The organism is Catenulispora pinistramenti, assembly GCF_018274385.1.
Taxonomy (GTDB): Bacteria; Actinomycetota; Actinomycetes; order Streptomycetales; family Catenulisporaceae; genus Catenulispora; species Catenulispora pinistramenti.
The window spans coordinates 16,486-38,058 of sequence record NZ_JAAFYZ010000090.1 but is presented as its reverse complement, the minus strand read 5'-3'; the positions used below and the strand labels follow the sequence as shown (position 1 = coordinate 38,058).

Genomic DNA, 21,573 nt, shown 5'->3' with positions numbered 1-21,573 from the left:
GCACCCAGGTAGGGGAAGGCGGGCAGGAGGTCGGTGTGGGGGGTCAGGCCGTCGCCGGGGATGGCGCCGTTGGAGACCATGGCCAGGCGGGCGCTGATGCCGTCGTCGGTGAGGGCTCGGCCGTTGGGGTAGGCCACGGGGTCGGTGCGGTCGTAGGCCAGGATGTCCGGCACGATGGTGGCCAGGGTGGTCTCGGCTGCCTGGGGCTCGTATTTGCCGGTGTGGGCGAGTTCTGCGATGAACGTCTGCAGGTAGTTCGCGCGGTCGTCGGCGGGCTCGCCGGCGTTGTAGGCCTCCTTGATCTCGTCGGGGACCAGGAAGGCGATGACCGAGGGGTGCGCGCCGCGTTCGACTGAGCGCAGCGTCCCGTCCTCCTTCAGGCTGATCCGGCTCCAGACGCCGACCTTCTCAGTGCCCAGCGTTTCATCGGGGACTTCGAGAGCGATGCCGTGCACGTTGGCGTTGCCGAACGCGTCCTTGCCGGTGAACTGGAAGTTGTTGACGATGCCTTCCAGGTCGATGAAGAACGGGTCGCTGCGCAGGCCGGCGAAGACGCGGTAGCCGTCGGCCTCGGTGTACCGTGACGAGCCGTCGAGGCTGACCGGCACGTCGCGGGCCAGCACCTCGCCGGCGGCCTCGTGGGCGGCGGCGTCGGCGCCGACGGCGTGGTAGAGCGTGAAAGTCTGGCCGCCGTCGTCGGTGGGGCTGAAGACGAAGCTGAAGGCGACGTCGGCTACGGCGTCGCCGTTGGTGTCGACGTTGATCCGGTACACGGCGTCCGGGTGGAATCCGGTGCTGTCCGAGGGTGCGTAGGGGTGGGAGTCCTGGATGAAAACGGTGCGTCCGGGCTCGGCTGCGGGGAACACGAAGGTGTCGGTCAGGTCCAGCCGGGCATCATCGCGCGGATAACGCAGGTTCGGGGCGCTGAGATGGTGGGACATGCTCACTCCGGGTGATCGCGACGGGTCGGGAGCGACGCTTGGCGCGCCGTTCCCCGCGAGTCCTCCCCCGCTGCCAGTCTCCGCCCCGACGGCTGCCGCCGCATCCGGGACGCCGCGGCGTGTCTGCCGGGCGGCTGTGGGGCGAGTAGCCCTATAGCGATGTCCGAGAACTCGCCGCGCGAAGAGTCGGCCCTCCCGGGCGGGTGTGCGGGTCCGGCCATGATGTACCGCAAGACAATTGGCGGCTGGTTGGCCGCGGCGGTCATCGGTGCGTTGATGGCGGTCTCGCTCGCGGGGACGGCAGGCGCCCAGCAAGTCACCCCTGCGGATCCCCCATCGCCCAGCTCCTCCCGTGGTGGCGGGCAAGTCACCCCGGCCAGAACGATCCGAACGGCCAGAACGACGTCGGGGCTCAGTGCCACCGCGCCGGGCGAAGACGGCCTCCTGGTCGGCGTCGAGGGCGGGCATCTCCACGAGAGCGTTGATGTGCGCGGTCAGCGCGGTCGCGGGCTTGGGGCTGGTCGGGACGGGGGTCTTGCGCGAATGGGACCCGGCGCCTCATGACTCGAATATGGGCTGCCCACCGTTGCGGAGTCCTATTCGCGGACTCTGCGGCGCAGCCGGATCACGAGCGCGCCGCCGACCGTCATGGCCGGACCCGCGAGCAGGGAGGTCTCGACCAGTGGGACGGGCATACCGGTGAACGCCAGCTCACGTCCCGGGTGCGGGCGCGTATTCGGGCGTGTGGAATCCGACGCGCCCAAAGGCCCGCCCTTGTAGGTCGCGTCGGCGTCGGAGTGGTGGTTGATCCGCTCGCAGCCGTTGCAGCCGCCGTCATAGGCCATGATCGTGCGCCACTGCTTGCTCGGCGCCATCCAGCCGTGGGCGTAGGGGTAGGTCCCTGGTTCCGGCTCGGTCGCCCAGTCGTGGTCCAGCCCCTGGTTGTGGCCCAGCTCGCGTCCGAGGGTGAGGTTGGAAACGTAGGAGGCGATCATCAGCAAGAACATGTGCGTGCCGCTGGCCGGTGTCGGGTTCTGCACGAAGGACCCCACGCCGGTGCCGATGCTATCGCCGCCCAGACCGCCCCGGCCCGTTTCAGTCTCCTGGCCTACCAGTCCCCCTGTCGTTGCCGCTTCCAGCGCCGACCACGGCGGCCGCGGCCAGGACTGCCGGAATCATCAGAACGAGTAAGGCTTCAAGCATCCAGTCGAAGCCGGAGTCCTGCTGGTCGGGCTGCGGAGCGAGGTCAGACGGAGGCACCTCCACCGCCAGAGGCGAAGGCGACGGCTTCTTCGCCGGAGGTGCGAGAACCGGGCGGCGCAGGGCCAGCGATCCTGTCCGGTCTCCCATCGCCGGTCTTCCAAGCAGCGGGAACCGGGAGTCCAGCTCGCCGCCTGGACCTGGACCTGGACCTGGGCCTAGATCCGGACCCAGACCCAGACCCGCGGCTTCGGGCACCGTGATCGGAAGAGCCGGGATCGGCACCTGGCCACCGGGACCGTCCGGGAGGACGGCAACGCGACGAGCGGCGACGGGTGAGCCGGCGCGATATGGCGCGGCCGGTGATGCGGGCTGGGGAACGTCAGGCACACCAGGCACCGCGCCTGTCGGCGGCGGGTGTGCTGTGGCTTGCGGCGGCGCGGGCGGGACGATGTGCGTGGCAGGTTTGCGGACCGGCGGTGGCGATGGGGGAAGCACCCCGGCGTAGTGCAGCAGTGTTGAACGCAGGATCGGTGTCACCTCCCCCGGAACAAAGGCGACTGCTTCCACATTGACCGTCCTCGGACCGGCTTCTGCCACGATGCGCGCGGTGCAGCGCAGCGAGCCGTGCGGTTCCAGGGACATGGCACCGTCCGGTCCGGCGTCGCATGAGACCGGAGACGAGGCTGCGTCGGCTTCGGTCACGGAAATCGTGATGTCCCTCAGCGACGCCTCGCCGGGAACGTCGGCCAGGGACACCCGCACGGTGTGGACCGTGCCGACCGCGATGCCGTGGTCTTGGCCATCCATCACCGCCGTGAGGGTCATGCCGAAACCACCGCCGGCGGCAGCCGGGCCGGGACTGGTGAGGGCCAGCGGCAGGAGGCTGAGACCAAAAGCTGCTAAAAGCCGGAAAGCGTGCACAGCGGTAGTATCCGGCCTCGGTGTCCGATTCACGCGCCGCGGCATCGGGAAGTCGAGCTTGTGGCTCAGTCAGCGCGGCAGATTGCGGCGAGAATCGTCGTTTCAGACAGCCCTGCCGGCTCGGAAACCGCCTGCACGCGGGCGCGGCCCGCGGTGTCCGCGCCTCAACGACAAGCCCACCGAGAAGCGGCGGTTTTGAGAGGCGTGCCGATCCCGCGTAACGCATGCGATACGGCACCTCTATGCCGGTACGCCCCCACGCCGGTACGCCGAGATGGCCTTCCACGGCCGCGGCGAGCCGGAAGCACCCCTGATCGCGGGGGGCCTCACAGCGTCGGCGGCGACGTCGACGTGATCTGCCCGAACCGCTGCAGGGCCAGCTTGAACGCGGTGGGCGAGATCTCCAGCGGCTGCGAGTAGGGATGCGCGAGGGCGATGGCGATGTAGATGCCGAGCCCTACCGTGGCGCCGACGCCGGCGAGCATCGCCACGTTGCGGGCGTTCGTGGTCAGGCCGACCAGCAGCGGGAAGGCGATCAGCAGGAGCGCGGCGACGATCAGGGCCACGTACATGATGCTCGGCATCGTGTAGTGCACGTCGGCGGTGCGGATCGAGCGTTTGGAGTAGATGTCGTCCAGCGAAGTGGCCACGTCGGACTGCGCCTTGGCGCCGGCGTCGTCCGCGGGGTGGATCGCGGCGACGAATCCGCGCAGGCCGTCGAGCGTGGTCCAGGCCGAGGTGCTGACTTGCTGCCGGCTCATCAACGGCCACTCGTAGTTGACGACATCGTCCACGTACGTGGTCAGGCCGTTCTGCACGTGCTTGGCGTCGTCGGCGGGCAGCTTGCCGGCGAGCCAGTAGGCGACGGTGGTGCTGCGCGCCTCGTCATAGACGTGCTGCCGGTCGGTGGTGTATGTGGACCAGGAGCCGGCGATCAGGAACGCCGTGACCAGGATGAACGACGACAGCAGTGTGCTGCCGATGACCGACAGCGCCTGCGGGTTGAACGACCCGTCCTTGGCCCGCTGGGTACGGCCGAGCACCGCGGTGAGTCCGACGGCGACGACCGCCCCGGCGAGGATGGACAGGACGGGCCAGACGATCAGCATGACGCGCACCGGGTTCGCAGCCGGCCCCGTTCGCCACTGAGCCCCGGTCGCGGTCGGCCGACTTCTCCTCGTACCGACCGCGACCGGGCCTTGGCGCAAGGGACAGAGCGCGAGCTCATCACAGGGCATTGACCTCGAGTGCCGTGCGTACCGCCGATTCCAGCGCGCCCTCGATCCACGCGTGCTTCAGCGAGGTGTGCTCGCCGGCGAAGTGCAGCGGGCCCTCCGGTGTGCCGATCGCCGGATGCAGCTGGGTCAGCTGGTCCGGGGCCAGGATCGCGGCCTCGCCGCAGGCGTACCGGTTGCGGACCCAGCTCTGTGTCTTGCCGTGGCCGGTGTAGAACGCTTCGATGCGCCGGCCGTAGACCTCCTGCATGCCGCGCAGCGCGTACGAGTATCGCTCCTGCTCCTCCAGCGAGTCCCAGCGCACCGCATCGTCGGCCCACGTGTAAGCGGCCAGCACCACGCCGCCCCGGCTCTCGCCGATCTGGTGCGAGGGGTGGTAGATGAACCGGTTCGGGTTGTCCGTCACCGAGCCGCCGCCGACCACGTTGGCGGCCGGTGGTCCGCCGGCCGCCTGGTACTGGTCGTACAGGCCGGGCCGGATCGCGTCGAGCTCGCGCTTCCAATCGTCCTCGGTGAACTCCCACCACCGCCGGTTGAACTCCAGCAGCACCTTGGTGGCCGCGTCGTAGTGCAGCTCGATGACGGCGCGGCGCTTGCGGTACGACATCAGCGGCGAGATCTGCACGTGGCGCAGCGAGGAGAAGGGCACCGTGACGATCGCGACGTCGGCGGTGAACTCCTCGGACGACCCGGGCACCTCGGCACCGGGCACGTCCTCACTCCCGCTCTCCCGCACGGTGCGCACCCATACCTTGGGGCCGTTCGCGCCGACGTGCGTGCAGTCCCTGCAGTCCTGCGTCGGGTCGTAGTACTCGAGCTCGACGACCCGCCGGTTCATCTTCAGGACGTCGGCGACGCCGGGGGCCAGCGCGTACGGCAGGGTCGCGGTACCGCCGGTCAGCTCCCAGTAGCTCGTGCCCGGCGCGATGTCCGAGAAGTCCAGGAAGCTGTGGATGAAGCCGAGCGGCAGCCGGGACGTCTCGTTCTCGATCGTCCCGATGCCCTCCAAAGTGCCGTCGGTCAGCTGGGCGTGCTCGGTCAGGAACCGGCCCATCGAGTAGCCGTCGAAGTCGTAGATGAGCTGGGCCCAGCCCTGCACCCACTGCTCGAACGGCATGTTCTTCCGGCCGCTCCCGGACTGCACCGAGTAGTAGTCGTAGACCGGCGCCAGGATCGCGGTGAGCTGGTTGTGCGTGGTCTCGTCCAGCACGTCGGGCGACATGCCGAAGCCGCGGTTGACGGCCCGCGGGTCGGCGGCGTACTCGGCGTAGCGCGCCCGCACGCCGTTGGCCCAGATCCAGGTGTTCGAGGCCTTGTCCGGCGCGGTGTAGCCGGTACCGCCGGGACCGTTGGTCCAGGTCTCGCCGGTGAACGCGGTGTAGCTCACGGCCGGCGGCGGCGCGTCCGGGTGGCCGGTCCCGGGCACGATGTCCACGTCGTAGAACGGCTGCCGCTTGAGCTTCAGCTTGTCCATCAGCGCCAGGGTCAGCACGTGCGTGTCCGGGATGCGCATGGCACCGGCCTCGGCGTGCAGCTCCGGGTCGCTGAACGGCGCCCGCGCGCTTTCCGGGCCGCGCCGGAAGGTCTTGATACGGCCCCCGATCCGGTTGCCGTTCGCCTCCAGGACCGTGACGTTGTGGCCCGCGCCCTTCAGCAGCAGCGCGGAGACGATGCCGGAGATGCCGGCGCCGATCACGAGCACGTTCTTCGGCCGGGTCGTCTTCGGCAGGCCCTCATCGATCAGGGTACGCAGATAGGCCAGCTTCAGGTCCTCGTCCTTCGGGCCGACGAGCAGCAGCTGCCGGGCCACACCGAGGCAGGTCTGCCAGCGGGCCTCGTCGCGGGCCCCGGCCGTGGGCAGACCGGTGCGCGGTTGCGCGGGAACCGTCGTCGGCGCCGCCGTGGCAGCGGCGGCAGGCGCGCCGGAGAGAAGTGGCGCCGCGGCACCGGCAGCCAGCGCGCTCGCCAGGAACGACCGCCGCGATCCCAGCGAAGGTGATGATTCCGTCATGTCTGAACCATCGCGACCTGCTCGCCCGAAGGATCCGCGACACGCCGGACACCCGAGAACGATTCGGCGGAAGAGCGTAGTTTGTACTTTCTAAGGACCGTGACAGCACCCTCGACGACGAGGCCCTGTCCGGGCCGCGCAGCCGTCACGAAGAGCTTGCCGGAGCCGGACTTCGGCCTAACACAACCCGCCGGAACGCGCACATCGGTCGGGAGAGCCCGACATCGCCGGCGTCCGGCTCGCCGCACCGCCGCACCGCCGCACCGCCGCACCAAAGGCTGCTCGCAGTCGTCGGTCACATGAGCTGCGCGCGAGCTGCGCGTAAGACCCGTTTGTCGAGTGGACAGCCCTACCGGAGTGCCAAATGCTGGTTCCGGAGTATCCACAGGTGGATAAGCGATGCGGAGGGACGGCATGAACAGGAGTCTTCTGCGGTCCAGGCTGGTCGGTGGCGCGACGGGCGCCTTTCCCGGGGAGGTGGTGGTCGCGACCGGGTTCACCTGGCCGGGGCGCGGGCGGGTGCGGTGCGCGGCGGCTCCGTTGCTGGCCGAATCGTTCAGCCGGCGTGGTGTGCCGGTGCGCTCCGCGCCGGTTTCGGCCGGTGCGGATCTCGCTGTCGGCTCCCCGGTCGGTCACGGCCCCGGCGCCGGGCTGCCGCCGGACGGTGAAGTGGTGGTGGCGGTGTCCTATCTGCACGATGAACTGCCCGCGACCGGCTTCGGCGTCTCGGTGGCCGCCGCGGACTCCAGCGGGCTGGACGCCGCCGAGTCGGTGATCGACGATTGGGCGGCGGTGCTGCGGACGCGCCGCCTGCTGGTCGCGGATGTGGACGGCTCCTGCCCGGGCAGCCGGCGGGCGGAGGCGGTGATCCACGAGGCGGTGCGATCGGCGGCGGGTCCGGTGGCCGTGGTCGGCGGGCCGGTCGCCGTGCGGCGGGCGCCGGGCACACCGCGGGTGCCGGATCTGCGGGTCGTCGACGAACTCGACCAGGTGGCGGAGGGGACGACTGTGGTCTTCCCGGCGCACGGGGTGAGGCTGGCCACGGCCGCCCACGCGGCGGCCCGGGGCCTGACGGTGGCCGACGCCACGTGTCCGCTGGTGGCCCGGGCCTGCGCGAACGTCCGTGAGTACGCCGGCCGGGGTGACACGGTGGCGTTGATCGGCGGATCGGACCTGGCGGTGACCGCGACGCTGGTCGATCAGGCCCCGGACCGCGTCGCGATGGTCCAGGACCGGGCGGACGCGGAGGCGTTGGCCGCCGATCCCCGCCGGTTGTCCTTCGTCGTGGTCCCCGGCTTTCCGGTCGAGAAGGCGGCGGTGCTGGTCGCGGCGGTGCGTGAGCGCTATCCCCGGCTCCGCGGGCATCGCCACGAGGTCTTGTGCTACGCCGCCTCTGATCGTGCCGAGACGGTCGGGTCGGTGGCCGCGGCCAGCGATGCGATGTTCGTCCTCGGGACCCCCGAGGAGGCGGACTGCCGGGAGGTGTCGGCAATGGCGTCCGAGACCGGCGCGACCGTCCACGTCCTCAGCGGCGTCGCCGATCTGCGGCCCGAGCACCTTGCCTCCGTCGCCACTGTCGGGGTCGCTGTGACCCGATCGGCGCCGCCGGAACTGCTCACCGATTTCGCCGAGGTGCTGTCCGGGCTGGGGCCGCTCACGGTGGCTCGGCGAAGCACTCAAACGCAAGCGGGCTACGGCGAGGCCGCGGACGGCGGCGGCAGGAGCCTGGCCGCGTCCGTGTCGGCCGATCCGGGGTGGTGACAGCGGGTCCGGTGACAGCCGGTCCAGTGACAGCCGATCCGGGGCGGTGACGACGGTCGCCGCCACGATGAACCGCCGTCGCCGCGATGAACGAGCGCCGTCTGACTGCTCGCGCGCGGCAACCTCCCGTCTGTCAGTGGCCGGCCGCGGCGACGGCGGCGCGTTCCAGGAGCGGGCGCACGGCGGGATTGCCGCTGTGGGGCCGCAGCCGGGTCCGCATCTCGAACAGGGCGGTGGTGGCTCGCAGCGAGACCAGCCGAGGGTAGTCGTCCAGGAACCGGTGCCAGGTCGCGGTGGCTTCCTCCATGTGCCCGGACGACAGTTGGAGTTCGGCCAGTCGCGCTGAAGTGATGGCTCGGGACCGGCGTTCCGTCGCCGGACGCAGCCGTAGTGACTGTTGCAACGCCGCGACAGCGCCGGCCCGGTCGCCCAGAAGCGAGCGTACGGCGGCCTCCTGGTGGGCCAGCGATCCAAGGTGGTACGCGCCGATGAGCGGACTGCCGTTCTCGGAGGTGGCCTGGTCCACGAGGCGCTCGGCGTTCCTGAGACAGGTGAGCGCGTGCGGGGTGTCGCGGCCGGCGGCGTGCGCGACCGCGAGCTGGCCGAGGAGGAACGCCCTGCTCAGCGGGGCCACGGCGGTACCGGAGGCGGCTGCGTTCTCCGCCAGGTCGATCGCTTCCTGGTGGTGTCCCAGGGCCCTGGCCTGGACCGACATCGCCCGCAGGGTGACGGCGTAGGCGCGCCGGCCGCCGGCTTCGGTGGCCAGCCGGAGCGAGACCCGATAGAAGCGTTGCGCTTCGCCGTGCAGCTCCTCGTCGAAGCACATGAACGCGCACAGGTACGCGAGTTGTCCGGCGACGGCGAACAGCCGGCGGCGCAGTCGCGGGGCCATTCGGGCATGCAGGCGTGGCGCGAGGTCTGAGGCCAGATAGCGGGCGAGGGCCTCGCGGCCGTGCCCCCCGCCGAAAGCCGAGTCCCCCTGCGCGAACACCCGGGCCAGGGCCTCGGCCGTCTCCGCGTGTTCGGTCCCGGCCACCGCCTGCGCGTCGACCGGGATGGTGCCCCGGCCGACGGCCTGCGCCCATCTGGGGACCACGAGCGCGGCGAGGGAATAGCCCGTTCCGGACAACAGTCTGCGGCGATCCGCGCCGGAGCCGGCCAACGCTGTGAGCTCTGCCACCGAATCGACCTCCCACAGGTCGTCCTGCGCACCGCCGGCACCCGGACGACCGGCGAGCGGCCCCGCGGGGAATCCGATCTCTGCGTTGCTCAGCGGACGGCTGAGCCGACGGGCCAGCACTTCGCGGATCAGGGCTTGTACAGGACCGCGCGGCCGGACCCCCGCCAACCAGTGTGCCACCGATGTGCGGTCATAGCTCAGCTTCCGCCCGGCCTCGGTGCCCGCGCGGTTGACCCCGCGAGCCAGGTCCTGTCCGGTCCACCCGGCCTCGGCCAGCAGTGCCCGCAGACGTTGGTTCGGCGGGCGTGTGTTCGTCATGTGGGCCTCACCTCGGCGTGGGTCCCGTCCTCGGTTCCGTGTCGGGAACGGTGACACGGCCGGGGATTCCGGGCGCACTCCTTCGAGCTACTTAGATTCTGGGCACTGAACGCGGTTCGGACAATATCCGCCAAGGCGCCGGCGGACGCCGTTCAACGCCGTTCCATCTTTCAACAACTCGAATCCCGTTCGCTTCTTCGCGCCACCCCCGGACGTCGTGCTTGGTGGGACGTAGCGCCGCGTGGGCGGGGATGCCGCCCACGGGGCCGGGGCTTCCGGATGACTCCCCCGAAGACATCGGGGCATAGCCGGGCGCCCGAAGGAATACGAATATTCAGTAACAGAGAAAGGCACAGACGGAAAATGAGTGTGAACACCGAGTTCTACCCGATCGTCGCCGAGGTCGTCGCGGAGTTGGCGGAGATACCGGTCGAGCAGATCAGCGCGGAGAAGTCGCTGCGCGACGAGCTGGCCCTGGACTCGCTGACCTTGGTCGAGCTCTGGGACGTCCTCGCGGAGCGGCTCGGCATGCGGTTCCCGGACGACGACGTCGCGGCCATCGTCTCGGTCGGCGAGATCGTGACCTACGCCCATGCGCACCGGTGACCTGAAAGCTTCGCCGCGGACGCGGACGCGGGCACACGGACGGCCGCTCGCCGCCCGACCCTCCGTGGTGATGACAGGCCTGGGCGCCTACACACCGCTCGGACAGAGCGCCGGGGACACCTGGTCCGCGCTGCTGACCGGGCTGCGCGCCCCGGCGATCCTCGACGAGGAATGGGCCGAGAAGCTGCCTTCCCGCCTGGCCGCCAGATGCGCCGCGAAGCCGTCCGGCGCGCAACTGGGCCGATCCTTCGACCGGCTGGACCGCTCGGCCCGGTTCGCGGTGCTCGCCGCGCGTGAGGCCTGGCGCGACTCCGGCCTCGGACCGGCGGCCGCCGGGGCCCGGGCCGCTGTCGCGCCCGAGGATCTCGGCGTCGTCGTCGGGACGGCTTTCGGGGCGCAGAGCGCGATGCTCGCCGCCTACGACGCCCTGCGCCTGGGCGGGCCGACCGCGGTCTCACCGTTCGCGGTCCCGATGTTCATCGCGGACTGCGCAGCGGTCCAGGTCGGACTGGACCTCGGGGCCCGGGCCCCGGTGCAGACCGCCGCGAGCGCCTGCGCGAGCGGCGCCGAGGCGGTGGCGATCGGGGCCCGGCTGATCCGGGCCGGCCGGGCGAAAGCGGTCTTGGTGGGCGGAACGGACGCGAACGTCAATGCCCTGACACTCGCGGCGTTCGCCGCGATGCGCGCCTTGTCCCGGCGCCACGACGACCCGGCCGGCGCGTCACGGCCGTTCGGGGTGTCACGGGACGGCTTCGTGCTCGGTGAAGGCGCCGGGATGATGGTGTTGGAGGACGCTGACTCCGCCCGGGAACGGGGAGCCCGGGTGTACTGCGAGGTGGCCGGGAGCGGGGTCACCACGGACAGCCACCACATCGCGCAGCCGCGCGCCGACGGGGCCGGGCTGGCCTCGGCGATCCAAGCGGCTCTGCACGAGGCCCGGCTGGATCCGGCGGACATCGATCTGGTCAACGCGCACGCGACGTCGACCCCGCAGGGGGACGCGGCCGAAGCCGCCGCCCTGCGCACCGTCTTCGGCGACCGGACCGCGCGCGTACCGGTCTGCGCTCCCAAATCCGGGCTGGGACACCTGATGGGGGCGGCAGGTGCCGTCGAGACCGTCATCACCGCCCTGTCCCTGCTGCACCGGCTGGCTCCGCACTGCGCCAATGCCGACGACATCGACGGCGCGCTGGGTCTGGACGTCATCGCCGGGGAGCCCCGGAGGCTGCCGGACGGTCCGCTCGCGGCGGTCAACGAGTCGCTCGGCTTCGGCGGCCACAACGTGGCGCTCGTCCTGCGCCGCCGGGAGCCGATCGGCGAGGGAGGCGGATCATGAACGACCGTACCGCTGTCCTGGTCCCCGGCATCGGGTCCTACGTGCCCGGCAGCCTGGCCCGGTACCGGCACGTGCCGGTCGTCGTCAGGACTCTGAGCGCCGTGGACCGGGCCGCGCTGACCTGGGGCGAGCAGATACCGGCACCGTCGGAGCTGTTGCTGGACGCCGAGGCGCCGGCCGCTCATGACCTGGCGGGCGCCCATCAGGCGGCGCACCAACTGGCCGTCTACGCCCAGGGCGTGGCCTACTGCGCGCTCTTGTGCAACGCCTACCGCCGACTCGTTCACACCGTCGTGGGGCACAGCATCGGAGAAGTGTCCGCGCTGGCGGCCACCGGCGTCATCAGCAGGTTCGACGGGGCGATCCTGCTGATCGCCGGCGAGCGGGCCCGAGCGGCCCACGGGGTCGGACCCGGGGGGCTGCTGACCTTGCGCCTGCCCGCGTGGCGGGTCCGGGATCTGATCGTGGAGGCGGGAACGGCGGACATCGAAGTGGCGTGCGTCAACAGCCCCACTCAGACGGTGGTGTCCGGTCCGGCCCGGGCGGTGGACGACTTCGCCGTGCGGGCCAGGCGGGCCTCGGTCACGGTGCACCGCCTGGCCACCACGACTCTGTTCCACCACGCCCGACTTTCGCCGGTCGCCGGCGATGTGCGCCGGATCGCGGCGGAGGTGCGCTTCCACGAACCAGTCCGTCCTGTCTACTCGCCGACCCTGGACCGCGCCTACGACGGCGCGGCCGAGTATCGCGAAGCCGTGGTGAACCACCTGGTGCGCCCCGTCCCCTTCACCGCCGCCATCACCCGGTTGCAGCGGGCGGGCACCGGCGAATTCCTCGAGGCGGGGCCCCGACCGGGGCTCGGGCACCTGGTCAGGGCGACCGCTCCGACGGCCTCGGTGCACACCCCGCTGGCCCAGGACCCGAACGCGCCACCGAAGACGCGGCCGGAGGCTGAGCGCCCGCGGTGCCAGCCGTCCGAACCCGACCGGCGGCGCGCCCCGTCCCAGTCCTATCGCCGGGCGGCCGACACCGGGCGGTTCTCATGACACCGCTCGACCGGTCCGTGGTCCCCGGCCCGGGCCCGGGTCAGAGGTCTGAGGCTGAAGTTCGGACCCCTTGGCCGACGGTCCACATGTTCGCGGGCCAGGGAGATTTCGCGGTCAGCTCACTGGTCCGGGCCGTCCGGGCCGTGGACACGTTGAGCCGCGCCGTGGGCGAGGTGTTCGACGAGATCGACCCGGTCGCCGTCGGACGCGGGCTGCCGCGCCTGGGCCCGTGGCTGCTGGGCAGCGCACCGCCGAGCGGAAGAGACCTCGCTGAGGCGCCGACGGGAAGCGTCCAGCTCGCACTGTTCGGCGCGTCGATGGCCGTCCACCGGGCTCTGTGCCGTTGCCACGGCGCACCGGAGGCCACGGTCGGCGTCAGCTTCGGCGAGATCGCCGCGCTGACCGCCGTCGGCGTGTTCTCGGTCGCCGACGGCGCCCGCATCGCCCACGACCTGGCCCGCGTCCTGGCGGACTGCCCAGGGGGCCTCACGCTCCTGGCGTGTTCGGAGCAGACCGCCGGCGCGCTGCTCGAACTGGCCGGGGCCCCGGACGTCGCAGTGGCCTGTGTCAACGACGAGCGGGAGACCGTGGTGAGCGGTCCGTTGGAGCAACTGGCCGCCGTCGAGGCGTGCGCCGGAGAGCGGGCCGTGCCCGCCGCCCGGCTGCGCCTTCCGTTCGCCTCGCACCATCCGGCGCTCGGCGCCGCCGCGGAACGCTTCGCCGCCGCCGTGCGCCACTACGGCACGAAAGCGGCCGGCCGGCCTGTCTACTCCGCTGTCGCCGGCCGGCCCTACACCGGTGGGGACGACATCCCCGGTCGGCTGGCGGACTGTCTGATCCGTCCGGCCCGCCTGCCGGAGGTCCTACGCCAGGCCGCGCGGCGGCACGCTCCAGCGGTCTTCCTCGAAAGCGGCCCGGGGAGCGCGCTGTCCCGCAACGCACAGCGCGTGCTGACCGGCACGACGACGGCGGTCCACGCGCCGCTGGACGGAACCGGCTTCCCCTGGCTCGCCGGCCAACCCGAACGCATCTCCCAACCTGGAGGTCCGCCATGTCCGTGAGCACTCCGATATCCCCGGACCCGACGTTCCCGACCCCGACGTCCCCGACCCCGACGCCTTCGGCCCGCGACGAACTCGACGAGCTCATCCACGGACCCTGCGATCCGGACTTCCGCGCCGCGCTCCACAGGGCCCTCGCCGCGGAGCCCGCCCCGGTCCGGCCCGACCCCGACGACCGGGCCCGGCACATCGCCCGGCAGATGCGCCGCCTGGGCGAGGCGGCGCCGGGCACCCGGCAGATGTTCGCCGAACCCGCCCGACTGGCCGAGTTCCACGCCTGGGTGGCGGTCGCCGAGCCCGCGCTGTGCATGGTCGCGATCACCCACCACTTGCTGTGCCTGGGGTCGATGGTGCATCTGGCGCCCGACCACGCCCCGCTCAAGGCGCAGTTCGAGGCCCTGGAGTCGGGCCGGACCGTGGGCGCCTATCTGATCACCGAGGTCGGCCGGTCCAACAGCCACCTGTCGGTCCGGACCCGGGCCGAGTACGACCCGCGCGCCCGCGCATTCGTCCTGCACACCCCGGATCCGGAGGCGGCGAAGTTCTCCGAGGTGTCCGCCGCGAACGGGGTCGTGCACACCGCCGTCGTACTGGCCCGCCTGTTCGTCGCCGGTACGGACCGCGGGGTCTTCCCGTTCGTGGTGGACCTCACCGACCAGGACGGGCCGCTGCCCGGCATCCACATGTCAGCCCCCTTAGAGCTGAGCGCCGTCCCCCTGGACTATGCCCAGATCCGCTTCCAGCAGCTCCGGCTGCCCTACGAGCGCTGGTTGCGGGACAGTGCCGACATCTCCGAGGACGGCGTCTTCCACGACCCGCTGGGGTCGACCGACCGGCGCATGCAGCGCACGCTGTGCGTCGGGCAGGGGTTGTGGGCCACGCTGCCGGCCGTCGCGGCGGCCGTGTGCCGCCAGTCGGCGGTGCTGGCCCTGCGCTACGCGCGGCAACGCACCACGCAGGGCCGGCTCGCCCCCGGAACCACGCTGCTCCAATACCGCACCCAGCAGCACGCGGTGTTCGGAGCGCTCGCCGACGCCTTCGTCCTGACCTGCGTCGCGCACCGGGCCCGGGCCCTCTGGCAACAGTCGCTCGCCGAGCAGGAGGCGCTGGCCGGGCAAAAGGCGGCGGCCGGGCAGGAGGCGGCGGCCGACGAGGCGGACGGCGCGATGACCTTCAGCCCCTGGGCCGCGGTCAGCCGTCCGCTGGCCGCCTACAAGGCTCTCGCGGTGCGCACCGCGGCCCGTGTCACCGCCGACTGCCAGCTGCACTGCGGCTTCTCCGGGCACCTCGACGCCAACCGGCTGGCCGGCTACCACGGATTCCACCACGCCTTCGAAGCTGCCGGCGGCGACAGCCAACTCATCTTCTACGACCTGGGCACCGCGCTGTCCGGTGGGGACGGGCCTGACCGGCCCGACGCACCGCCGACCCGGCCCAAGGGGGAGACCGGCTGGTGGGGGTCGGTGGCCGCGGCCCATGAGCAGCGGCTCGCGCGGGACCTGCGGCGGGCGACCGGGTCAGGCGCGGGAAAGCAGTCCGGCACGGGAGAACAACCTGGCACGGGAAATCAGAGGACTGACTTCGAGACCTGGAATCCGCAACTGGGACTGGCCGGCGAACTCGGCGAGATCCACGCCCTGCGGCTGGCCGCCGAGGACGTGGCGCGCGTCGTGGCGCGGATCCGCGATCCGGGGCTGCGAGCCGTCGCCGAACGTCTGGCCCGGCTGTCCGGGCTGCTCGCCGCCCGCAGATGGTCCGGCCCGCTGCTCACCGCCGGGACGCTGGCCCCCGACGATTTCCAGGGCCTGACCCGGCGGATCGACCAGCTGTGCGACGAGCTGATGCCCGACGTTCCCCTGCTCGAGGAAGCCTTCGCCTACCCCGACGAGATCGTCCGGGCACCGCTGGGCGCATCGGACTACAACCAGGCCCTGGCCGACTCGGTCGGCTGGCACCACGGAGGAGACGCGTGATCACCGAAGTCCCCGCCACCGGACGCCTCGGCGTCATCGGCACGGGCACCTACCTGCCCGCGCTGGTCCGCACGAACGACGACATCGCCGCCGCGGCCGGTGTCTCAGCGCAGTGGATCGGCGAACGCACCGGCATCCACACCCGCCACTTCGCCGGCCCCGAACAGGCCGCTTCCGACCTGGCCGCCGCAGCCGTGCGCCACGCCGCGGCCGACGCCGGGATCGACGTGCGCGATATCAGTCTCCTGATCTGTGCGACCTCGACCCCGGACGAGCTCGGGCCGTCCACCGCATGCCGGGTCCAGGCCCTGCTCGGCGCGGGAAACGCCGTGGCCCTGGATGTCAGCGCCGCCTGCTCCGGATGGCTGTTCGGGGTCAAGGTGGCCCACGACTGGCTGCGCAACGACCGACTGCACGACGACCGGCCGCCCACCGGCCGGCGCCCCGGCTACGCCGCGGTGGTCGGCGTCGAGGCCTACTCGAAGTTCATCGACCCCGCCGACCGGGGCACCGCCGTCCTGTTCGCCGACGGAGCCGCCGCGACGGTCCTGGGGCCGGTCGAGGACCGGCACGGCTTCAGCGCCTTCGAATTCGGCTCCGACGGCACGCTGGCCGACCGCGTCCTCATCCCGGCCGGCGGCAGCCGCGACCCGGCCAGCCCGGCGACCGTCGAAGGCGGCGGCCACCGGATCCACATGGACGGACGCGCCGTGAGCCGGTTCATCGCCGACACTTTCCCGCGCCTGGTGAAGGACGCCCTGGACCGCAACGGCCTGACGATCGCCGACATCGACTGCCTGATCTGCCACCAGCCCAACCCGGTCCTGGTCCGCCGGATCGGCCGGGACGCCGGCATCCCCGACGACCGCTTGGTCATCGTCGGCGACGGCGTCGGGAACATCGGCGCCGCCAGCGCCCCCTACGCGCTGGCGAAAGCGGTGGCGCTCCGACCGCTCAACCCCGGCGACCGCGTCCTGATCACCGTCTTCGGCGCCGGCCTTACCTGGGGAAGCGCGTTGCTGACCTGGGGCGGCCGCACCGAATCCGGGCCCGCGCCGTCCGTCCCCACAGCGTCTGTGTCCGCACCATCCGTGTCCGCACCATCCGTGTCCGGTCCCGAAGCCCAACCCGAAGCCGACCCCGAAGGGCCATCCTCATGAACACATTCGACCAGTTCCGTCTCGACGGTGCGCGCGCCCTGGTGACCGGCGCCTCGCGCGGCATCGGCAAAGCCGTCGCCGAGGCCCTCGCCGAGGCCGGCGCCGACATCGCCGTGTCCGCGCGCACCTCCGCGGCTCTGGAGCAGACCGTCCGCGCTGTCGAGGACCGCGGCGGCAAGGCGATCGCCGTCGCCGGCGACCTCGCCGTCGCCGGAACCGCGGCGGACGTCGTCGACCACGCCGCCGCCGCCCTCGGGGGCCTGGACATCGTGGTCCACAACGCCGGCACGCTTCCGACGACCGACGACGGGGCCCCGCTGCTGCTGCCGCTTCAGGCGACCCGCCAAGAGGACTGGGACTCCGTCCTGGGAACCAACCTCAACGCCACCGCCGCGATCTGCCGGGCCGCCCATCCCCACCTGGCCGAATCCGACCGCGCGAGCCTGGTCCTGATGTCCTCCGTCGCCGGGCTCGTCGGCACCCCCATGCTGGACGCCTACGCGGCCTCCAAGGCCGCACAGCTCTCCCTCATGCGCAGCCTGGCCGTGGGGTGGGCGCGCCAGGGCATCCGGGTCAACGCCCTGTGTCCGGGATGGACGCGCACCGACATGACAGCCTTCGCCAGCGGCACCGGACCGCTGTCGGACTGGCTGATGAGCCACGTCCCGATGGGCCGCTGGGCCGAGGCGTCGGAGATCGCACCGGCCGCGGTGTTCCTGGCCTCACCGGCCTCCTCGTTCGTCACCGGCCACGCGCTCGTCATCGACGGCGGCCTCGCCGTTCCGGACGGCGGCCTGGCGGGGATCCCCAAGCCCGCGTCCCCGTTCGCCGCGGTGTGAGTGTGAGCCTGAGGAGTCGGTGTAGTCCCACTGGCGCCGCCGGCACTGTCCCGGTACCGGCGGCGCCGGCATCCTGATCTCGACGCCTGGGATCCGGCACCGAGCACAGCGGCTGTCCCGGTCCGCGGCGGCGCCAGGCATCATGAGGGCGTGCGTTTCATGATTCTCGGGCCGGTACAGGCCGTGGCCGACAACGGCGAGCCGGTCAACCTCGGTGGTCCGCGGGTTCGGGCGGTGCTGGCGTTGCTGGCCTCGGAGCCGGGGCGGGTGGTCGGCGTGGACCGGCTGGTCGACGGGTTGTGGGGGCGCGATCTTCCGGGCAACGCCGCGAACGCGCTGCAGACGCTGGTCAAGCGGCTGCGGACGGCGGTCGGGCCGGCGCTGGTCGTGGCCCGTTCCACCGGCTACCTGCTGGACGTCGATCCCGCCGACGTGGACGCCTCCTGCTTCCTGCGGCTCGCCGACGAGGGCGGCGCGCTGCTGGCGTCCAGGCCGGATCTGGCAGCGCAGAGCCTGGACGAGGCGCTGGGTCTGTGGCGGGGGCCGGCGTTGGCCGACGTGGCCGGGATGCCGTTCGCCGAGCATGCCGTCGCGCAGCTGGCCGAGCGGCGGCTGGATGCCGTGCTGGACCGGGCGCAGTGCTACCTCGCGCTGGGCCGTCCCGGCCGGGTCGTCGAGGAGTTGGCGGCCGAGCTCGCCGCCGATCCGCTGCGGGAGCGGGTGGCCACGCTGTTGATGCGGGCGCTGCACGCGGACGACCGGCGGTCCGAGGCGCTGGCGGTCTTCGAGCGCACCCGACGGGAACTCGCCGAGCAGCTGGGGGTCGGGCCTTCGGCGCCGCTGGCTCAGGCGCATCTGGAATCGCTGGAGGAGAAGGCGCCGCGGCCTCGGCCGGCCGCGGTCACCAATATCCAGGCCAGGCTGACCAGTTTCGTCGGGCGGCGAGGTGAGGTCGAGGCGCTGACCCGGCGGCTGGCCCCCTCCCGCCTGGTGACGGTGGTCGGTGCCGGCGGGGCGGGTAAGACCCGCTTGGCCGAGGAGACGGCGCTGGGCTCGCTGGAGCGCTGGCCGGGCGGGGTGTGGCAGATCGAGCTGGCACCGGTCGGGGACGCTTCGGGGGTGCCGTTCGCGTTCTTGAAGGTGTTCGCGATCCGCGACGCGGACGGCCGGGACGCGGCCGAGCGGGTCGCCGAGGTGCTGTCCGGAGAGCCGACGCTGCTGGTCGTCGACAACTGCGAGCACGTGATCGACGCCACCGCGCGCCTGGTCGAGGACCTGCTCGTCCGCTGCCCGCGGCTGCGGGTGCTGGCCACCAGCCGCGAGCCGCTGGGGATCGACGGCGAGGTGTTGTGCCCGGTGCCGCCGCTGGCGAGTTCGCCTCCCGGCGCCGACGCCACCCAAGCGCTCGGCTACGCCTCGGTGCGGCTGTTCGCCGACCGCGCGGCGGCCGTCCGGCCGGGGTTCGCGGTGGACGACGACAACGTCGCCGCGGTGGTCGCGATCTGTTCCCGGCTCGACGGGGCGCCGCTGGCGATCGAGCTGGCCGCCGCCCGCTCGCGCGCGCTGACCCCGCAGAAGATAGCCGAGCGGCTGGACGACCGGTTCCGCCTGCTGACCGGCGGCAGCCGCACCGCGCTGCCCCGGCACCAGACGCTGCGCGCGGTGGTGGACTGGAGCTGGGGACTGCTGTCGGAGCGGGAACGCCGGCTGCTGTGCCGGCTGGCTGTGTTCTCCGGCGGGGCGAGTCTGGACGCGGCCGAGGCGATGTTCGGGGACGAAGCCCTCGACGTCCTGCCCGCGCTCGTCGACAAGTCTCTGCTGGAGGTCGACGGCGCCGACCGGTACCGGATGCTGGAGACGATCCGCGCGTTCGTGCAGGAGCGTCTGGCCGAGGCCGGCCAGGAGCAGACCGCCGCCCGGGAGCACGCGCGCTACTTCCTCCAGACCGCCGAACGCGCCGTCCCGATGTTGTTCTCCGACTCCCAGCTGGAGTCGATCGAGCTGTTCGGGGCCGAGCACGACAACCTGGTCACAGCCCTGCGATGGGCCATCGACCAGGGCGAGGCGGAGGTCGCGCTGCGATTGTGCGGAGCGCTGGTCTGGTTCTGGTGGCTGCGCGGCCATCGGCTGGAGGCCTACCAGTGGGCCGGGCAGGCGATCGCCTCGGCCGCCGAGCAGGTTCCGGCGGGCGCGGCGCGCGCCTACGCGGCGTCGGTGTTCGCCACCCACCTCGCCACCTTCGTCCATCCGACCGATTTCTCGGCGGTCACCGCCGAGCCGGAGCGGCTGGCCGAGATGGCGGCGCGGTTCCAGGACCTGCTGGCCCTGGCGCGGGCCGAGGGGCCGGTGCATCCGATGCTGGAGGTGTCCGGGGCGATGCTGACCGCCATGGCCGGCGACCGGGATCGGGCCTTGCGGTGGCTCGACGGCTGTGTGGCCGCGCCCGATCCGTGGCTGGCGGCGGCCGGTCGCATGATGCGGGGCAACCTGCGCATCATGCTGGCCCGGCCTGATCTGGCCGGGCCCGATCTGCAGGCGGCCGTCGCCGGGTTCCGTGCGCTGGGCGAGCGGTGGGGCCTGAGTCAGGCGCTGCTGCTGCGGTTCCGGCACGCCGCGATCACGCAGGGCATCGCCGCCGCGTCGCCGTTGATCGCCGAGGCGGGTCAGCTCATCGCGGACTGGCTCAGTCCGGAGGAGATCGTCGCCGCCCTGATGCGCCTGGCCCATGAGCGGCTGATCGCCGAGGATGTCGACGGCGCGGTCCGCGACGTGGCCCGGGCCAAGGAGATCGCCGCGGCCGGGGTGCCACCGGAGTGGAACGCCCAGATCCAGCTCGCCGAGGCCGACATCGCGCGCCGCCGAGGCGACTTCGCGGCAGCTTGGCCGGCGTACGCCGAGGGGCTGGAGGCGATGGAGCGGGGCCGGCTCACCGTTCCGCAGGATGTCGCCTGGGCTCGGGCCGGCTATGGCCGCGCCCTCACCGCTTCGGGGGATCCGGGCGCCGGCCTCGTCCAGCACCGGCTGGCGTTGGACGCGCTCGGCGCGTTGCGGGACATCCCGATCCTGACCGTGGTGGTGCTGGGCGCGGCGGTGACGCTGGAGGCGGCGGGCCGGGCCGAGGAAGCGGCGGTCCTGTTCGGTGCGGAGGTCGCGCTCATGGGGCCGGGGCTGGTTCGCGGTCCCGAGATCGCCGGTGCGCGCGATCGTACGGCCGCGACGTTGGGTGTCCCGGCGTACCAGCAGGCTCACGAACGCGGCGTGGCGATGGCCTACGAGGAGGTGATCGCCGCGATGCGATCAGTGCTCGGCGACGGGCAGCAGTAGCCGAGAGGGCGTCCGGGGGCCGTGGTGGATCCGGTTCACGGCCGGGAGTTCGCCCGGCTCGGCGTACTTGGGGACGCTACCGCCGCTGACGTCCAGCCGGATCCGGTGCCCGGACGCGAACAGCGCGGTCGCCGCGCCGAGGTCGATGTGCAGCTCGTGGAGCTCGCGGGCGCGCGGGACCCGGGCGATCCCGTCGGTGATGAAGCGGGCGCTGTCGTCGGGGCCGACATCGACCAGTTTCCCGGTGATCCCGCCGTCGGGGATGGATGAGGTGACGAAGACGACCAGTTCGACGGCGCCGGCGATGTGGACCGGCTCGGTCAGCGCCGGGCTCGTGTAACACAGGACGTCTTCCCGGACCTCGACCGGACGCTGGTCGAGGAGGTCGATCGTGGGCACCGCGGTGAACGGGTCGTAGTCGAACCGGTCCACCGCGGCCTGCATCGGTTCGGAAGCGTTGAGTGCGCCGTCCCCTCTGTAGGTGTTGGCGCGGCCCTGGCTGAGCAGGTAGTAGCGGTGCTGCCGGTACTGCGGCCGGTGCCGGTTCGTCATGATCAGACTCTCGGCGGACCCGCTGGCAAGCCACTGGCAGACCGCTGGCAGGCCGGCCTGGTGGCCGCCGACAGCTGACTGCCAGTGGCCCGCAGCACACTCGGCC

15 protein-coding genes are annotated in these 21,573 nt (G+C 72.2%); 9 read left to right on the top strand and 6 right to left on the bottom strand.

Annotated features, from left to right (window positions below; all coding sequences use genetic code 11):
* The 4 genes from KGQ19_RS24715 to KGQ19_RS24700 all read right to left on the bottom strand — a co-directional run.
* Positions 1-941, bottom strand: a 941-nt coding sequence (locus KGQ19_RS24715; RefSeq protein WP_212012165.1) for a DUF4331 family protein, incomplete at its 3' end; no start/stop codon positions are given.
* A 596-nt stretch (positions 942-1,537) separates the two neighbouring features.
* Positions 1,538-1,993 carry a zinc metalloprotease gene (locus KGQ19_RS24710; RefSeq protein WP_212012163.1) on the bottom strand — a complete coding sequence of 152 codons (456 nt, stop codon included), beginning with the start codon at positions 1,991-1,993 and terminating at the stop codon, positions 1,538-1,540.
* Positions 1,994-3,391: 1,398 nt separating this feature from the next.
* Positions 3,392-4,174, bottom strand: a complete 783-nt coding sequence (locus tag KGQ19_RS24705; protein WP_212012161.1) for a bestrophin-like domain — start codon at positions 4,172-4,174, stop codon at positions 3,392-3,394.
* Positions 4,175-4,292: 118 nt separating this feature from the next.
* Positions 4,293-6,311 carry a flavin monoamine oxidase family protein gene (locus KGQ19_RS24700; RefSeq protein WP_212012159.1) on the bottom strand — a complete coding sequence of 673 codons (2,019 nt, stop codon included), beginning with the start codon at positions 6,309-6,311 and terminating at the stop codon, positions 4,293-4,295.
* A gap of 414 nt (positions 6,312-6,725) precedes the next feature.
* Here KGQ19_RS24700 and KGQ19_RS24695 point away from each other — a divergent pair, with 414 nt between their 5' ends.
* Positions 6,726-8,072 (top strand): hypothetical protein, encoded by a 1,347-nt coding sequence (locus tag KGQ19_RS24695; RefSeq protein ID WP_212012157.1) that lies wholly within the window; start codon positions 6,726-6,728, stop codon positions 8,070-8,072.
* A gap of 133 nt (positions 8,073-8,205) precedes the next feature.
* Here the strand turns inward: KGQ19_RS24695 and KGQ19_RS24690 are convergent, their stop codons facing one another.
* The gene (locus KGQ19_RS24690; protein WP_212012155.1) at positions 8,206-9,570 is read right to left on the bottom strand and encodes an NsdA family TPR-like regulatory protein; all 1,365 of its coding nucleotides are present in this window, start codon (positions 9,568-9,570) and stop codon (positions 8,206-8,208) included.
* A gap of 363 nt (positions 9,571-9,933) precedes the next feature.
* On the opposite strand from KGQ19_RS24690, the gene KGQ19_RS24685 reads away from it, so the two are divergent.
* From KGQ19_RS24685 to KGQ19_RS24650, 8 genes are all read left to right on the top strand, one after another.
* Positions 9,934-10,176: an acyl carrier protein gene (locus KGQ19_RS24685; RefSeq protein WP_212012153.1), complete on the top strand. Its 243-nt coding sequence runs from the start codon at positions 9,934-9,936 to the stop codon at positions 10,174-10,176.
* Between the two features lie 70 nt (positions 10,177-10,246).
* Positions 10,247-11,512, top strand: coding sequence for a beta-ketoacyl-[acyl-carrier-protein] synthase family protein (locus tag KGQ19_RS24680; RefSeq protein WP_230419342.1), 1,266 nt, complete (start codon positions 10,247-10,249; stop codon positions 11,510-11,512).
* A complete protein-coding gene (locus KGQ19_RS24675; protein WP_212012149.1) occupies positions 11,509-12,558 on the top strand; it encodes an acyltransferase domain-containing protein in 1,050 nt (349 codons plus the stop codon). Before KGQ19_RS24680 ends, KGQ19_RS24675 begins: the two co-directional genes overlap by 4 nt.
* Positions 12,559-12,644: 86 nt before the next feature.
* The gene (locus KGQ19_RS24670; protein ID WP_212012147.1) at positions 12,645-13,619 is read left to right on the top strand and encodes an acyltransferase domain-containing protein; all 975 of its coding nucleotides are present in this window, start codon (positions 12,645-12,647) and stop codon (positions 13,617-13,619) included.
* Positions 13,610-15,592, top strand: coding sequence for an acyl-CoA dehydrogenase (locus KGQ19_RS24665; RefSeq protein ID WP_212012145.1), 1,983 nt, complete (start codon positions 13,610-13,612; stop codon positions 15,590-15,592). Before KGQ19_RS24670 ends, KGQ19_RS24665 begins: the two co-directional genes overlap by 10 nt.
* Positions 15,592-16,752, top strand: a complete 1,161-nt coding sequence (locus KGQ19_RS24660; RefSeq protein WP_438801876.1) for a 3-oxoacyl-ACP synthase III family protein — start codon at positions 15,592-15,594, stop codon at positions 16,750-16,752. Before KGQ19_RS24665 ends, KGQ19_RS24660 begins: the two co-directional genes overlap by 1 nt.
* Entirely contained in the window at positions 16,749-17,591 is an 843-nt protein-coding gene (locus KGQ19_RS24655; protein ID WP_212012141.1) for an SDR family NAD(P)-dependent oxidoreductase, read from the top strand. Before KGQ19_RS24660 ends, KGQ19_RS24655 begins: the two co-directional genes overlap by 4 nt.
* Positions 17,592-17,750: 159 nt before the next feature.
* Positions 17,751-20,915: an AfsR/SARP family transcriptional regulator gene (locus KGQ19_RS24650; RefSeq protein WP_230419348.1), complete on the top strand. Its 3,165-nt coding sequence runs from the start codon at positions 17,751-17,753 to the stop codon at positions 20,913-20,915.
* Here KGQ19_RS24650 and KGQ19_RS24645 read toward each other — a convergent pair.
* Entirely contained in the window at positions 20,889-21,467 is a 579-nt protein-coding gene (locus KGQ19_RS24645) for a CocE/NonD family hydrolase (RefSeq protein ID WP_212012137.1), read from the bottom strand. The two genes, KGQ19_RS24650 and KGQ19_RS24645, sit on opposite strands and share 27 nt — an antisense overlap.
* Positions 21,468-21,573: the final 106 nt, after the last annotated feature.

Coding starts and splice junctions, on each gene's coding strand:
- KGQ19_RS24665 (WP_212012145.1), top strand. CDS start 13,610: ATGTCCGTGAGCACTCCGATATCCCCGGACCCGACGTTCCCGACCCCG.
- KGQ19_RS24685 (WP_212012153.1), top strand. CDS start 9,934: ATGAGTGTGAACACCGAGTTCTACCCGATCGTCGCCGAGGTCGTCGCG.
- KGQ19_RS24705 (WP_212012161.1), bottom strand. CDS start 4,174: ATGCTGATCGTCTGGCCCGTCCTGTCCATCCTCGCCGGGGCGGTCGTC.
- KGQ19_RS24695 (WP_212012157.1), top strand. CDS start 6,726: ATGAACAGGAGTCTTCTGCGGTCCAGGCTGGTCGGTGGCGCGACGGGC.
- KGQ19_RS24645 (WP_212012137.1), bottom strand. CDS start 21,467: ATGACGAACCGGCACCGGCCGCAGTACCGGCAGCACCGCTACTACCTG.
- KGQ19_RS24670 (WP_212012147.1), top strand. CDS start 12,645: ATGTTCGCGGGCCAGGGAGATTTCGCGGTCAGCTCACTGGTCCGGGCC.
- KGQ19_RS24690 (WP_212012155.1), bottom strand. CDS start 9,570: ATGACGAACACACGCCCGCCGAACCAACGTCTGCGGGCACTGCTGGCC.
- KGQ19_RS24680 (WP_230419342.1), top strand. CDS start 10,247: ATGACAGGCCTGGGCGCCTACACACCGCTCGGACAGAGCGCCGGGGAC.
- KGQ19_RS24655 (WP_212012141.1), top strand. CDS start 16,749: ATGAACACATTCGACCAGTTCCGTCTCGACGGTGCGCGCGCCCTGGTG.
- KGQ19_RS24650 (WP_230419348.1), top strand. CDS start 17,751: ATGATTCTCGGGCCGGTACAGGCCGTGGCCGACAACGGCGAGCCGGTC.
- KGQ19_RS24675 (WP_212012149.1), top strand. CDS start 11,509: ATGAACGACCGTACCGCTGTCCTGGTCCCCGGCATCGGGTCCTACGTG.
- KGQ19_RS24700 (WP_212012159.1), bottom strand. CDS start 6,311: ATGACGGAATCATCACCTTCGCTGGGATCGCGGCGGTCGTTCCTGGCG.